Consider the following 15,575-nt stretch of genomic DNA (forward strand, 5'->3'; position numbering starts at 1 on the left):
CCATTTCACGAATTATGACTATGAAGTTGATCATAAAGGAGGATTCATATGGCTGTTCAGCAATATGGCGTGTTAAAAGGCATAGTCTTAGACATGAAGCGGGAAACAGATGATGACAGTCCTCATTTCCAAGTCAAAATGCTCGGTGAAGAGAATACGTATTACAGGTGCGCCATCAATGTGATGTCCAGTTCTGAGGAATCTGAAGTATTGTATTTGGCTGACGATCAGTTTGATTCGGGCTCAATTACCATCCTTCCGAACATGCCGTATGGATATACAAGGATCAATGAAGCAAACCGTGAAGTGGCACTGGATTATGTGCGGGGCAATTTGTTTGACCCGCGGGAAATGAAGCCTTTGCCTCATGAAATCACGGGACCTGATAATGATTTAAATGATTTTATTGAAACCTATATGAAGAAAGCACAAGATGAGAAAGCGCCGGTTTATATATTTGGTTCAAAATTCGGACCTGAACAGGCTGCAGATAAAATATTCGGCTTTACCCCGACTAACGGAATGCACAATATCCATATGAATCAAGGGAATGCAATGGATACCCGCTGGAAAAAAGACAACGGCTCTTGGCATGACGGGGGTATTCTGATTCAGTTTGCAGATCAGTGGGCCGCTGTGTTTTTAGCGTTTTTATCCCAATCTTGGTGTACAGATGAAAACGGAAACCCGGTCAGGGATTGTGATCATACCCAAACGTCTGCGTAAGATTAGAAAAAGAGACTGCGGCGAGCAGTCTCTTCGGAAGTTTGTTGACAAAATCCTAAAGCGTTTTAAAAGCTTTAGGATTTTGTCATGTTTTCAGCGTGATTGAAAACCCTTGAACTCTAGGAAAGATGAGCATTGGAGCGGAGCGAATGTTCTAATTCGTGAGCACCAACGCGCAGACTTGACAACGAATGCGAGGGTTTATCGACACGCTGAAGAGACTGCGGCGAGCAGTCTCTTTTTGATACGATTACACATTTTCAACAGTCTTTAGGCTGTTTGGCCTCATATCGCTCCAATGCGATTGGATATAGTCCAAACAAGCTTCACGCCCTTTTTGCTCATGAACGACTGTCCAGCCGCTCGGCACATCTATAAAACCGGGCCATAGGGAATATTGGCCTTCTTCATTGATCAGCACCAAATACGTGCCATCCGCATTTTCAAAAGGATTTGCCACTCTATTTCTCCTCCCTTATTTATTCAACTCTTCCAATTTGACAGCGAGAACCTTGCCGATTTGAGCCAGAGGTTCCGGCTGACATAAATCTTTATGACGGCAGTCGATGTCGATTTGTTCAATCTGTCCGTTAATATAAGGCTTCCACGAGTCAGGTTCAATCGGGTCAAACCATTCAGGAATGATTGTTGATCTGAAAAACAAAACATTTCCACGGAAGGTTTTCGGCTTATAGGAACCTAAAATGCCGACAGAATTGACATACGTATTCTTCAAATTTAAAATGACCGTTTCATCCAGGCTCGCAAGCGCACTGCCGTCACGGCGAAGAATCTCAATCGCCGCTTCAAAATCTAGCGGTTTTTCCCCTAAGCTGTCTGGATCATACCCGCCTAACGCCAGAAGGGCAATAAGCGCTTCCTCATCATCCGGTGCCTCTTTTATAGGAAGGAAGTGGTTCGGATAGGCGTCCAGCATCACCAACAGGGATACTTCTTCTCCTTGATTTTGCAGCTGGGTAGCCATCGCTTGAACGACATTCCCGCCCAGGGACCAGCCCAGCAGATGGTACGGGCCTTTTGGCTGGACCGTTCGGATTTGTTTAATGTAATCGGCAGCCATGTCATCAAGTTGTTTCGGAAGCTCCTCGCGCTGCCCGATTCCCCGTGCCTGCAAGCCGTAGATCGGATAATCTGTTCCTATATTGGTCATCAAACCGGCATAACACCAGCTGAGCCCCCCTGCCGGATGAACACAGAATAAAGGAGGCTTGTCTCCGCTTGTTCGGAGCGGCAGCAGAACGTCAAGAGCGCTTTGGCTTGATCCCATTTCAAGTCTTTCAGCGAGCCCGGCTACAGTAGGTGCTTCGAACAAGTTGCCGATGCTGAGTTCAACGCCGAGCGCTTCACGAATGCGGCTCATGAGCTGTACAGCAAGCAAGGAATGTCCGCCTAAATCAAAGAAACGGTCATCAATGCCGACACGCGGCAAGTGAAGCACCTCCATAAAGAGGTCACAGAGAATTTCTTCCTGCGGCGTTCTCGGTCCTCGTCCTGTCACTGCCGCTGCGAAATCCGGAGCGGGCAGTGCTTTACGATCAAGCTTTCCATTCGGTGTCAGCGGCAATTCTTTCATCGTCACAAAGGCAGCAGGCACCATGTAATCCGGCAGTCTCTCCGCAGCATATTTGCGCAGTTCCGCCGTATCAAATGTTTCTTCCGAAGGGATGACATAAGCTGCTAACCGTTTATCTCCCGGCTGATCCTCACGAACGATCACTGCCGCATCTTCAAGCTGCGGATGCTGAACAAGCGCGGCTTCAATTTCTCCCAATTCAATCCGGAATCCCCGAATTTTCACTTGATGGTCTGCACGGCCGACATAGTCGAGAGAACCGTCAGCGCGGAGGCGGGCCACATCCCCAGTGCGGTACATCCGGGTGCCTGGAGGACCGAACGGATCAGCTATGAAGCGTTCAGATGTTAAACCAGGCCGGCCTAGATAACCTCGTGCTAACCCCGCTCCTGATACATACAGCTCTCCGGCAACACCCGGCGGAACCGGCTGCAGGCGTTCATCCAGCACGTATACACCAAGATCGGGAATGCCGCAGCCGATCAAGCTGTTTGCCCGTAAAGCTGCCATGCTTCGGTCTAATTCGATATAGCTCACATGCACCGTCGTTTCTGTAATCCCATACATATTGATAAGCTGCGGTCTATTTTCAGGGTGGCGGTTGTACCAATCCTCTAAACGGCTGAGTTCAAGCGCTTCTCCGCCAAAAATGACATAGCGCAGACTGAGTGCCTGTCCGAGATCCGGCTGTTCCCGTTCCGCCTGCATAAACTGATAGAAAGCAGACGGTGTCTGGTTCAGAACAGTCACCCCCTCTTTGACAAGCAGGCGCAAAAACGCTTCTGGCGATCTGCTGACGTGGTGAGGTACGATCACAAGACGTCCGCCATGCAGCAGAGGACCCCAGATCTCCCACACCGAAAAATCAAACGCATAGGAATGGAACATGGTCCAGATATCGTCTGAGCTGAAACGGAACCAGTGCTCAGTCGCTGCAAATAAACGTGTTACATTTTGGTGAGGAATCATTACACCTTTTGGAACACCTGTTGAGCCGGATGTATAAATGACATACGCCGTATTCAAAGGCGAAAGCGGCTGAGTCCTGTCCTTATTTTTTGGATTCTCTGCAGGGTACGTGTTTAGTTTCTCTGCCAGCTCGGGATCATCCAGCACGATTTTCGGCACGTTTTCAACTGGCGGAATGTGATCTGCTGCTTTAGTGTTCGTCATGATAAACGCAGGCTGGGCATCTTTTAGCATAAAAGCAATTCGATCAGCCGGATAATCCGGATCAAGAGGGAGATAAGCTGCCCCGGCCTTTAGCACCGCCAATAGGCCGACAGCCATTTCCAACGATCGGGGCAGTGCCAATGCCACAAATTGCTCCGGCCCGACACCTTCACTAATCAGCATTCGGGCAAGCCGGTTTGCTCTTTCATTCAGCTCTGCATAGCTCAGTTCCTGATTTTCATATACAACGGCAATGGCATCAGGACGTAAAGCAGCCTGCTTCTCAAATTGCTCTGGCAAACATGCGGGCGGAATCTTTTCAGATACACTTTGCCAATCAGTCACCATGCTGCTGCGTTCCTCTGGTGCAAGAATATCCAGATTTCCGATTTGCTCGTCAGGATCAGACTCGGCAGCCTCCAACAGGCGCATCAATCGGTCAGCAAGAGCCTGAGCAGTTTCCCGCTTGAAAAGATCAGTGCTGTATTCAAGCAGTCCTTCCATCCCGTTTGGTGTCCCGTCAGCAAGGCGATCTTCACTGATTTCCAGCGTCAAATCAAACTTGGCAGAACCGACACTGTTGATTCGCAGGCTGCTCTCCATATCAGGAAGATGCAGTTCAGCGTCCGGTGTGTTTTGGAACGCAAGCATGATTTGGAATAAAGGATGCGTCGCACGCGAACGAGCCGGATTGAGCACCTCTACAAGTCTCTCAAACGGCAGATCCTGATTGTCATAGGCGGCCAGATTCACTTTCCGTACTCTGTCTAGAAGCTCACGAAAGCTTGGGTCACCGGACGTATCAGTTCTGAGCACCAATGTATTAATAAACAGCCCTACAAGATCGCCCAGCGCATCATCATTCCGTCCCGCGATCGGACTGCCGATCGGAATGTCGGTGCCCGCCCCGAGCCTTGTCAATAAAGCGGCGAGACCGGATTGAAGCACCATAAACAGGCTCACCCTATTTGTGCGAGCCAGCTCCTGCAATCGCTTGTGAAACTCGGGCTCAATACGAAAATGAATCGTATCTCCATCATGACTCGGCTCAGCCGGACGTGAATAATCGGTTGGCAGTTCAAGCTGATCAGGCAGGTTTTTCAAGGTTTCTTTCCAGAAAGCAAGCTGACCGGCAATCAAGCTGTTTGGATTATCCTCATTTCCAAGCAGTTCTTGCTGCCAGAGCGCATAGTCTGCATACTGCACAGCAAGAGGCGCCCATTCGGGAGGTCGTCCGTGGCAGCGAGCCGCATAAGCCGTCCCAAGGTCTCGGGTCAGCGGTGTTAAGGACCAGCCGTCTCCGACAATATGATGGACGAGAAGAAGCAGCACGTACTCGTCAGGACCGATCACAAAAAGCTCGGCACGAAAAGCAGGTTCAGCTGCAAGATCAAAGCTGTAGCGTACAGCTTCGGCAAGCCGATCAGAAAGCTCCTTCTCAGCAATTTCAGTAACATGTAACTCAGGATGGGCTTGATCGGCATCTAAAATATGCTGATAGGATGTCCCCTGTGATTCAGGGAAGATCGTCCGAAGGCTTTCATGACGGCAGACGAGGTCATAAAGTGCCGCTTTCAGCAATCCTTGATCCAACTCACCTGACAAACGGACAGCAACCGGAATATTATAAGTAGGACTCGGTCCTTCCAGACAATGCAGGAACCATAGCCGGCGCTGGGCAAATGATAGCGGGATCTTTTCAGGCCGCTCAGCTCTCTGCAAAGCGGGACGTGCACTCTGCGCCAAATCAAGATGGGCAGCGAGTCCGGCTACTGTCGGTTCGTCAAAGAGCTTGGCGATACCAAGTTCGGCTCCCATTACCTCGCGAATGCGGCTCATCAGACGGGCTGCAAGAAGAGAATGGCCCCCAAGCTCGAAGAAACTGTCATCGATACCGACGCGTGCCAAACCGAGAACCTCTGCAAACAAGTCACACAATATCTCTTCCTGAGGAGTCCGCGGGGACCGATCACTGACAGATGTGCTGAAGTCTGGTGCCGGCAGTGCTTTCCGGTCAAGCTTGCCATTAGGTGTTAATGGCAGCTCGTCCATCTCCACAAACGCCGCCGGTACCATATAATCAGGAAGACTAGCCCCCATATAACGACGAAGCTCTGCAGTATCAATAGCACCATCAGCGACTACATAAGCCGCCAATCGTTTGTCTCCCGGCTGATCTTCCCGTACGACAACCGAGGCCTGTTCAATGTGCGGATGATTGGCAAGCACGGCATCAATTTCTCCAAGTTCAATTCGGAATCCGCGAATTTTGATTTGATGATCCGCCCGCCCGATATAATCCAAAGACCCATCGGCACGCCAGCGGGCCTGGTCTCCGGTCCGATACATCCTAGTTCCCGGCGGTCCGTATGGATCTGCAACGAAGCGCTCCGCCGTTAAATCAGGGCGATGGAAATAACCTCTGGCCAAGCCGGTGCCTGCAATATAAAGCTCTCCGACAACGCCCGGCGGCACCGGCTGCAATCCATTATCAAGCACATACACCTGCGTGTTCCAAATCGGTTTCCCAATCGGAGGAACGCCCTGCAGCCCTTCTTCAAGAAAAGCTGCTGCAGACCAAATCGTTGTTTCAGTGGGACCGTATAAGTTCGTGACTGAACAATGAAGGTCTTGAAGCGCCTGCAAAAGACCGCTCGGCAGCGCCTCGCCTCCTACAAGCACTCTAAGCCCCCGAAGTTTCTCAGGTTCACTCGTTACCAAAGCGTGCCACAGTGTCGGTGTCGCCTGCATGATGTTAATATCGAAATTTTCAATCATTTGAGCTAATGCCTGCGGCTCACGGATCGTTTCTTTCTTTGCGATCACAATTTGCGCTCCGCTAATCAGCGGAAGATATAACTCCAATGCTGAAATATCAAAAGCGACAGTCGTCACAGCCAACAGCCTGTCTTCTTCTCCTAGAGAAAATGCCTCCTGCATGGACAGCAGAAAATTGCTTAAGCTTTTCTGTGTCACAACGACTCCCTTCGGTCTTCCTGTTGATCCTGAGGTATAGATGATATACGCGGGATGGTCAAGAGAAACCGATACATCCGGATTTTCCGGCGAATAGCGTTTTATAATCTCCTGTGTAACAGCCTGATCAAGCACAAGCTCCGGTACAGCCAGGTTATCAGGCAGACTGGCTGCTATTTCCTCAGTCGTTATGATGCATGAAGGTTTCGCATCCTCCAGCATGTAAGAAATGCGGTCGGCTGGAAACTCCGGATCAAGGGGGAGATACGCCGCACCAGTCTTGAGCACACCAAGCATTGAGGCCACCATCTCAGGGGAACGCGGCAGCGCCAAAGCGACAAACTGCTCCGGACCAATCCCTTTTTCGATCAACAGACGCGCGAGGCGGTTTGCCTCTTCATTGAGCTTTCGATAGTTGACTTGAATGTCATCACACATGAGAGCGATACGTTCTGGCGTAAGAACTGCCTGCTTTTCGAACATGTCCTGAAGGCTGACCAGCTTCTCGGATTTTGCTGTCTCATTCCATTTAGAAATGACTTTTTCTTTCTCCTCTGGCAACAGAAGCTCCATTTGCCCAATCAGCATGTCCTCTCCGGCAGAAGCCGTTTGCAGCAGCTGCAGGATACGCTGCTGATGAAGCTTAATATCAGACTCACTGTATACCTCGGGATTCGCATCAACATCAATTCGCAGCCCGCTGCCGTCTGTTCTGTCATATACATTGATTGATAGATCATCAACAGGACCGGCTGAAAGATTATGCGTTGTGCCCCGGGCGCCGGCAAAGTCGAGACCGTAATCAAACGGCATAAGATTGATTTGAGGGCCAAATAATCTATGATTTTCTCCTATCAATTTCAGATCGCGCCGAAGCTCTTCATGGCGATACTTATGATGTCGCCGAATGCTGCGGATTTCCCGGGAAATTTGCTGAATCAGTTCAGAAAAGCTCATCGAAGAGCTTACCGTCAGCCGGAGCGGGAGAAGGTTCATCACCATAGCCGGTACATTCAGTGACGCGGACCCTATCCGACCCATCATGGGCAGGCCGAGCACAACATCCTCAGAGCCGGTCATACGGTGCACATAAACAGCTGACACCGCAATCATGACTTCATGCCAGCTTCCTGAGAAATAGCGCGACGCTTCTTTTAACGCGTTTACATCAGACGGAGGCAGATATGCAGTATGACGAAGAAAACTGTTAGATGTTCTTGGCGCCCGATCAGCCAAGCTCACAACTTCAGGTGCATCTGCAAAACGGTCCAGCCAGAATTGACGATCCATCTCATACTGCTCTGATCCGCGATAATCTGTATCCTCCTCCAAAATGGCCTTGAGAGACCCAAAGGAACGGCTTTTAGCTGTTTGTCCTTTTATAAGCGCAGTATATGTACTTGCCACACGCTGGGCTATCAGGGAAAAACCGAAGCCGTCGATCGCTATATGGTGAATGCGCTGATACCAAAAGAAACGATCAGGCCCGGCAATAAACAGAGCTTCATTGAACAAAGGGTCATACCCTAAATCAACCGGCTTTGCTAAATCAGCTTTCATCCAGTTTAATGCTGTTTTTTCCGGATCAGGCTCAGAGCTGACGTCAATGACGTGCAGCTGTACATCCGGAGACGGGTTTATCATCTGCCAAGGCCCGTCCATATTTTCACCGAAGCGGACATGCAGCGATTCCGCTTCCTTGGTCACGTGCCGCAAAGCTTCTTCAAAAAGAGCAATATTGATTGGTCCATTGATTTCTATATATTCCGCTGTATTGTAGATTGGATTGTCCGGATCAAGCTGCTGAGCAAACCATATGCCAGTTTGCGCCCCGGTCAAAGAATATTGAAGATCTTTTGTATCAGGCATCCGTTTGTTTACCCTCCTTTTATAAATAATCCGCGTTTGGCAGCACTTGCTGGCTGCGGGTTGTGAGCAATTTTTGCCATTCTTCGATCGTTGGGCGTTCAGCCAATTCCACGAAAGTCACCTCTGCCCCTTCACGGCGCCATTGTTCCACCAATGTCATGATCCTTACCGAATCAAGACCACGATCGAGCAAATCCTCTTGATCTGTGATGTCTTCCGATGTTTCTTGTAGAAGCTCAGCAATTTGTTTACGGATATTCTCACATGTAAACACATTCTTTTTGCCAGTGTTTGCTGACGTTTTTTGAACGTCTGCCGGCGCATTCTGCAGCTGATCAAGAAGACTGTCAGTCATCACGGTAAACGCACAGCGTCCAGCCGCATAGTCCAGCGCCATTTGATGTTTTTCTAATGAAAAATCAGCAACTGCATCTCCCACAAAAAAGGCTTTAATATCCTCCATAAATGCTTCACATGCTGTAACAAGACAGCCGATATGGGCGTAAATTCCTGTAATGATCAGCTGATCGCGTCCCTCTTTGCGCATCATTTCAAGCAGATTCGTTCTCTTAAACGCGCTGTATCTCCATTTTGTCAGCACAAGATCATCATCCTCCGGTGCCAGCTCGGTTATAATTTTCTCCTCATAAGGACCGCTGTTTAATCCCGGGCCCCAAAAGTCTGTCAGCAGCGCACGGTCATCCGGATTTTGGCTTCCCGGCTGTGCGGTATAGACAACAGGAATCCCAAAATGAACACATTGATTCTTCAGCTTTCGTATATTCGCTGAAAGCTCTGTTACCGGAGACGCTCCCGCTGTGAAAGCATCGACAAAATAGTTTTGCATATCGTGTATTAATAGGACCGCCCGATTTGGATCAGGCACCCATGAGACTTTGTTTTGCGGCATATCAGACGCTGTCGGCATTTGATACGGCTGAATGGCAGGTATAGCCATATGAACACTTCCTCTCAAATTGTTGATTTATTTTTTTGACCCTGCAAGAAGTTTCTCGGAAATGGCTTCACGAAGAGCCTTTTTGCTTACCTTTCCTACCCCTGTCTGCGGAAAGGATTCGACAAATTCAACTCGGTCAGGGATTTTATATGCCGCCAGTCCGCGCTCTCTCAAAAATGCTTTAAGCTCTGCGGCTTTTGGGGCTTCATCCCGGGGAATAATGAACACACAAGATCTTTCGCCAAGAAATTGATCAGGCATGGAGACCATTGCTGCATCATGGACAGCCGGATGCGCCAGCAGATGATTTTCTACCTCTTCAGCCGCAACCTTTTCTCCTCCACGGTTAATTTGATCCTTCGCCCGGCCTTCAACGACAATATAACCGTCTCGTGTCAGCCTGACGATATCACCCGTACGGTAAAAACCGTCCTCAGTAAATGAAGCGGCGTTATGCTCTTCTGCCTTATAGTAACCGCGAATTGTATACGGTCCCCGCGTCAGCAGATGGCCTGTTTCACCAGGTTTTACGTCGCGATCATGATCATCCCAAACACGCACTTCATCATATGGAGACATCGGTTTTCCTTGGGTGTTGACAATGATCTCCTCAGGATCATCCAATCTCGTATAATTGACGAGACCCTCTGCCATTCCGAACACCTGCTGCAGCGTGCAGCCGAAAACAGCTTTTACCCTGCGCGCGGCTTCAGCACTAAACTTGGCACCGCCGACCTGCAGCACTTGAAGGCTGGATAAATCATCACGGCGTGAGGATGCCGCATCCATCCATACCATCGCAAGAGGCGGAACAAGAGCGGTTATCGTGACCTTTTCCCGTTCAATTAAAGGAAATGCGTCATCTGGACTTGGAGAAGGAGATAATACCACTCTTCCTCCAGCGTATAATACGCCGAGAACGCCAGGTGAGCTCAGCGGATAATTGTGTGCCATCGGCAGCGCGGCCAAGTACACCGTGCTGTGGTCGAGCCAGCAGACCTCCACACTCCGCTTCAGGCTGTATATGTAGTCATCGTGGGTCCTCGGAATCAGTTTCGATAGCCCGGTGCTCCCGCCAGAAAGCTGGAGGAACGCCACATCCGAAGATTTGACTTCAGGCAGTTTTACAGGTTCTGTATGCAAATCCTCCAGCGGCAAAAATTCCTCTGCCTCACCTGCGACAATGACGTGTTTCAAAGTCGGCAGCTTGCTTTGAACTTGTCTGGCAAGCGTACGGTAGTCAAAACCGGAATAAGCGTCGGGAATGATATATGCAGCCGCTTCAGCAAACTCGCAAAAATATGTAATTTCACTGCTTCGATGAGAAGGCAGTGCGAAGACTGGAAGCGCCCCCAGACGGAATAGCGCGAAAATAACTTCAAAAAACTCTTTGATATTTGGCAGCTGCACCACGACACGATCCATCTGTTGAATGCCGAGCTTCTGAAATCCGGCAGCCAAACGATCAACCCTTGTGTCAAGCTCTTGATAGCTCCAATGGGTGTTCCCGCATGTAATCGCAATGCGGTCGCCATATTTGGCTGCCCGGTCTCTTAACAAATCTCCAAACGTCTCGCCGGCCCAGCAGCCATTCTTTCGATAGGTCTCAGCTAACTCATCAGGCCAAGGAGTAAATCCTTTCAGCATGTTGCATCCCTCCAGCAATTCATTCTGTTCATATGTGATCCACGCCCATTGCCCGCAGCATTGTCCGAAACTTTGCGGACGTCTCCTGAAGCTCGTCCTCGGGCTTTGAACCGGCCACAACACCAGCTCCAGCATACAGGCGGAGTGAGCGTTCTTCTGCTTCTGCACAACGGATGGTCACGATCCATTCTCCGTCACCGGCATCGTCACACCATCCGACCATGCCGGTAAAGAAACCGCGGTCAAATGGTTCAATGCTGTGAATCGCTTCTCTTGCAAGATCAGTCGGTGTTCCGCAGACTGCTGGCGTCGGGTGGAGAGCCGCCGCCAATTCAAGTGCGGTTACAGACGGGTCGGAAAGCTCTCCCTTAATCACGCTGGACAGGTGCCACATCGTTTCCGTTTTGATCAGTGAAGGCTTCTCCGGAACCTCCAGCGTCCGGCAGAAAGGTCTCAGCGCTGCCGCAACCGCGTCAGCGACAACCGCGTGCTCATGAAGATCCTTTGCGGAAGAAAGCAATTCAGCTGCCCGGCGCTGGTCTTCAACAGGATCATTACTGCGCGGCCTTGAGCCGGCTAATGGGTTGGAAACGACCTGTGTTCCCATCCTTGAAACGAGAAGCTCCGGACTTGCTCCGAGCAATGTTCGGCGGGGAGACGTTTCCTCCTGACTGGACACGTCTGCGGCAAACGTGTAGCCATGCGAGTTATGCTGAGCCAGATGGCGAAGCAATTCATCCGTCTGAATCGGTTCAGGCGATGTCAAATGCAGCGATCTGGACAGGACGATTTTGCTGAGTGTTCCATCGGCAATGCGTGTCAGCCCTTGTTCAACACCATTTTTATAATCCTCAGGTTCAGGAACAGGCTTTATGTGGTATGTATGCCCAGCCTGCTGTTCCTTTTCCTCATGATCAAATTGAAGCGGTCCTGACCAGCGCACTTCTTCAGGTACAACGAGCCGCGCTGCTTTTACTTGATCAAAAGGAACGGCCCCGACAACAAGCGGCCGGCTTTGCCCTGATTGTTTTGCCTGACGTAACGCCTCTGCAATTCGGCCAGAAAGGGTTTCCATTTGGTTTTGCCCGTCTGCCTCCGGTACGATTTCACATATGCCTTTCGCTAACAGTACACGATGAGGAGACGCTAAGAAAAAGGCGCCCGGCTGATATTCATGAAGCAAATGCTCCGCTTTTGTTTCTGTTATAACGTTTTGATCCAACATTCTCATGAACCTCCTTTAAATTCAGTTACACGCCTAAGGTCGCGCCGCCATCTACGCATAAATTATGCATCGTAATATGCCCTGCCTGGCCAGAAACCAAAAAGAGCACCGCATCCGCAATATCCGAAGGCTTGGCTAGTTTTTTGAGCGGAATCCCTGTTTTAAATGTCTCAAGTGATCCTTTTATGACTTGCTCCGCTCCATTCTCGTCGGCCCATAATGACCACTGCATGTCTGTTTCCGTTGATCCGGGAGATACAATGTTGCAGCGAATATTGTATTCTGCAAGCTCAAGGCCAAGGCATTTCGTAAACATCACAGCCGCAGCCTTTGAAGACGCATATGCCGCCATAGATGTTCTTGGTACACCGGCAGCATTCGATCCGACTGTTACAATCGAACCCGATCTTCGGTCCATCATATATTTGCTGACTGAACGCGAGGCGTTAAATACGCCAGTCGAATTCACTGAGAACGTCGCCTCCCATTCCTCATCGCTAAGCGAATGGATCAGTCCCGGGCGAAGGACACCCGCTACATTCACTAAAATATCAATCGGCCCCATTTCACGTTCGATGCGCGCCGTGATCTCGTCAATCGCCGCGCTGTCTCTCACATCCGCAGGAAAAGCTTCTGCATGGCGGCCTTCTGCTTTGAGGCTGCTCACAACCTTTTCCAGCTTTTCAGGATTATAATCAACTGCCGCAATATGTGCGCCTTGACTGGCAAGCGTCCGCGCAACAGCTTCGCCTATTCCTTGGGCAGCCCCTGTTATAAAAGCAATTTTTCCCTCTAAACCCTTTGCATTCATATCATCAATTCCTTTCTTCGCTCCAATGCCGGACAGACATCCAGCGAAAAAGACTGCTGCGCCTTGAAAAACGCAATCCATTGATAATGATTATCATTATCAATTATAAAAATAATCATATCCAAATGTCATGTGACAGTCAAATATAATTTCAGTGACAAATATCTTTTTAAAGGCAAGGCTGAGTATGTCTCAGCCCATTGATAGATGCGGTCCGTCAGGGTGAAGCGCAAAACGCAGCGCCCGGCTGACCAAAACAGGAAGAACTGAAATATGTCCTTCTCCTGAAAACTCGCAAAATTCTGCCCGTATGCCTTGTTCAGATAAAACGGCCAGCCGCTTATAAAGCTCCCTCGCATTGTCGTTCATCCGGCTTTTATGATGCTGCTCCAATTCCCCTGCGGCAAGCAGGATATTGATAGGCTGATTGTTTTTCTTGGTGAGGGAGGCGAAATGGTCCGCTTTCTCGAGAATAAATGGTTTATTCCAATGAATGGACGGACTTCCCGCGATATACGTTTGAAACGCATCGGGCTTTGTTAGCAACACCTGCAGCACGAAAAGCCCTCCGAGCGAATGGCCAAAGATTGTTTGTCTTTTTTTATCAATCTGGTAATCTCGTTCTATCTCCGGTTTTAAATCCTCTTCAATAAATCTGAAAAAGCCCTCCGCTCCGCCATGCTCCGGCCATTCTCTGCCGTCGGGCCTTTCCGGCAGCTTCGATTGGGCTGTTGGCATTGTAAAATCCCGGTGGCGTGCTGAAGAGAACGGCTCCGCTGTCTCATAGCCAATGCCGACGATCACTGCAGGGATCACCCCGGTTTTTTCGGGTCGGCGTCCCTGTATTCGAACGGCTTCCGTCATCGTTCCGAAGACAGAATTGGCATCCAGCAGATAAATCACAGGATAACCAGCGGGTGGCGGCGGCGTACTAGGTTTCGAGATAAAAATGTGATAGGTACGGTTTTCATTGCGTGAAGACATCATACGCACTTCCGTACCAGGAATCGTAAATACGTTTGATGTCCCGCCATTTGTCCGGTCTGTTGTTTGCTCTTTCATGCAGTACGACATTCCTCTCTTTAAACTAAACCGCAATGTATGATAATGATTTTCACTATCAACTAGACACCTCAAATAATAGGTTTTCTTCCAAAGAAAGTCAACTTTTTCCCGAATAAAAAAGGCACCTTGATCAAATAAGGTACCTGCAGACTATCAATATGGAAGTAAAAACCCAATAAAGATGCGGATTGTCCTATTTGAAATAGAACCTTAATCCCATGTAAACCTTTGATTTTGCCAAGGGTCGCCTCTCATGTGATAGCCATTCCGCTCCCAAAAGCCAGGGTGATTTTCTTTCGTAAATTGGATGCCGCGCAGCCACTTGGCGCTTTTCCAAAAATACAGATGCGGAAATACACCCCGCAGCGGAAAGCCGTGTTCAGGGGTTAAAGGTTCGCCATTATGCGCATAAGCCAGAAGGGAAGTTTCCGCTAAGAAATCATCAAGCGGCAGATTGGTCGTCCAGCCCTCTTCAGCATGTAAAATGACGTAGCCCGCTTCTTCTTTTACACCCGCTTTTTCCGCTATATCACAAGCCCGCACGCCTTGCCACACATTATCAAGCCTTGACCATCCCGTGACACAATGAATGTCATTTTTCGATTCATACCGTGGAAAGGCTTTGACATCTTCAAAGCTTAGCAGCATCGGATGGTCAACCAAACCGTATACTTGAAGATTCCATTTCGTCATATCTTCGTAATATGGGACATCTCCGGTATGAAGCACAGGAAATGAAGTGGTGACGTTTTGATTTGGCGGCACTCTTCCAGATTGATCGGACTGTCTTGTTTTTCCGAAATACATATGGGCCTCCTTTTTGTTAACCTAATTTAAAATCATGTTGACAATCTTTTTGTTCTTTATTACTCTATGATTGTGTATGTCAACCTAAGGGGGAACAACGATGAAACAACGTAAACTTCGTGCGGGAGATATGGCGCTGATTGGCATGTTCGCCGCACTTATGGCTGTCGGGGCCAACATTACATCAGTAGCACCCTTTTTACAAGTAGCCGGCATTCCGCTTTCGATGCAGCCGTTTTTCTGTCTCTTGGCAGCTTTGCTTCTTGGCAGCAAACGAGCAGCGATTGCCATGATTGTATATGCACTTGTCGGATTGGCCGGAGCGCCTGTGTTTGCTCAATTTTCAGCAGGCTTCGCACCGTTTGCAGGGAAAAGCGGCGGGTTTATTATCTCATACATTCCGGCAGCATTTGCAGCGGGGTGGTTTTTAGAACGAAACATTCAGCCAAGTAAAATTCGATTTCTCATTGCTTCACTTATCGGAACGGCGATCATGTATCTCATCGGCACTACCTATATGTATCTTGCACTGAAGCTGTGGATTCATACGCCAGTGAGCTACGGCACGGCTTGGGGCTTTATGATTTGGTTTATGGTAAAAGATACAGCGCTGGCTGTGATACTGTCGTTTATCGCACCAGCAATCTACCGCTCTATTCATAAAGCAACCGGCTTTAACAGAAATCACATATCATCTACGTAAACGTTTTTTTATCATAACGAG

General features: G+C 49.2%; 10 protein-coding genes. 2 read left to right on the forward strand and 8 right to left on the reverse strand.

Annotation, left to right across the window (positions count from 1 at the left end; translation table 11 throughout):
- Window positions 1-48 precede the first annotated feature (48 nt).
- Entirely contained in the window at window positions 49-726 is a 678-nt protein-coding gene (locus FB592_RS00525) for a YukJ family protein (RefSeq protein ID WP_003228755.1), read from the forward strand.
- Between the two features lie 250 nt (window positions 727-976).
- On the opposite strand, the gene FB592_RS00530 is transcribed toward FB592_RS00525, so the two are convergent.
- From FB592_RS00530 to FB592_RS00565, 8 genes are all read right to left on the reverse strand, one after another.
- Window positions 977-1,186 carry an MbtH family protein gene (locus tag FB592_RS00530; RefSeq protein WP_003228753.1) on the reverse strand — a complete coding sequence of 70 codons (210 nt, stop codon included), beginning with the start codon at window positions 1,184-1,186 and terminating at the stop codon, window positions 977-979.
- Window positions 1,187-1,201: 15 nt separating this feature from the next.
- Complete coding sequence (gene dhbF, locus FB592_RS00535) at window positions 1,202-8,338, reverse strand: non-ribosomal peptide synthetase DhbF (protein WP_103803734.1); 7,137 nt, start codon at window positions 8,336-8,338, stop codon at window positions 1,202-1,204.
- A gap of 19 nt (window positions 8,339-8,357) precedes the next feature.
- Window positions 8,358-9,296: an isochorismatase gene (locus tag FB592_RS00540; RefSeq protein ID WP_041850577.1), complete on the reverse strand. Its 939-nt coding sequence runs from the start codon at window positions 9,294-9,296 to the stop codon at window positions 8,358-8,360.
- Between the two features lie 27 nt (window positions 9,297-9,323).
- Window positions 9,324-10,943 carry a (2,3-dihydroxybenzoyl)adenylate synthase gene (locus FB592_RS00545; RefSeq protein WP_043940187.1) on the reverse strand — a complete coding sequence of 540 codons (1,620 nt, stop codon included), beginning with the start codon at window positions 10,941-10,943 and terminating at the stop codon, window positions 9,324-9,326.
- 28 nt (window positions 10,944-10,971) lie between these two features.
- Window positions 10,972-12,168 (reverse strand): isochorismate synthase DhbC, encoded by a 1,197-nt coding sequence (gene dhbC / locus FB592_RS00550; RefSeq protein ID WP_041850575.1) that lies wholly within the window; start codon window positions 12,166-12,168, stop codon window positions 10,972-10,974.
- 25 nt (window positions 12,169-12,193) lie between these two features.
- On the reverse strand, window positions 12,194-12,979 hold the full coding sequence (locus FB592_RS00555) for a 2,3-dihydro-2,3-dihydroxybenzoate dehydrogenase (protein ID WP_041850621.1): 786 nt from the start codon (window positions 12,977-12,979) through the stop codon (window positions 12,194-12,196).
- Window positions 12,980-13,171: 192 nt separating this feature from the next.
- Window positions 13,172-14,041, reverse strand: coding sequence for a ferri-bacillibactin esterase BesA (besA, locus tag FB592_RS00560; RefSeq protein WP_103803735.1), 870 nt, complete (start codon window positions 14,039-14,041; stop codon window positions 13,172-13,174).
- Window positions 14,042-14,254: 213 nt separating this feature from the next.
- On the reverse strand, window positions 14,255-14,851 hold the full coding sequence (locus FB592_RS00565) for a sulfite oxidase-like oxidoreductase (protein ID WP_003228739.1): 597 nt from the start codon (window positions 14,849-14,851) through the stop codon (window positions 14,255-14,257).
- 100 nt (window positions 14,852-14,951) lie between these two features.
- Between FB592_RS00565 and FB592_RS00570 the strand changes: the two genes are divergently transcribed.
- On the forward strand, window positions 14,952-15,554 hold the full coding sequence (locus FB592_RS00570) for a biotin transporter BioY (RefSeq protein WP_003228737.1): 603 nt from the start codon (window positions 14,952-14,954) through the stop codon (window positions 15,552-15,554).
- The last annotated feature ends 21 nt before the right edge of the window (window positions 15,555-15,575 follow it).

It is taken from the genome of Bacillus sp. SJZ110 (assembly GCF_006715455.1).
GTDB lineage: Bacteria > Bacillota > Bacilli > Bacillales > Bacillaceae > Bacillus > Bacillus subtilis.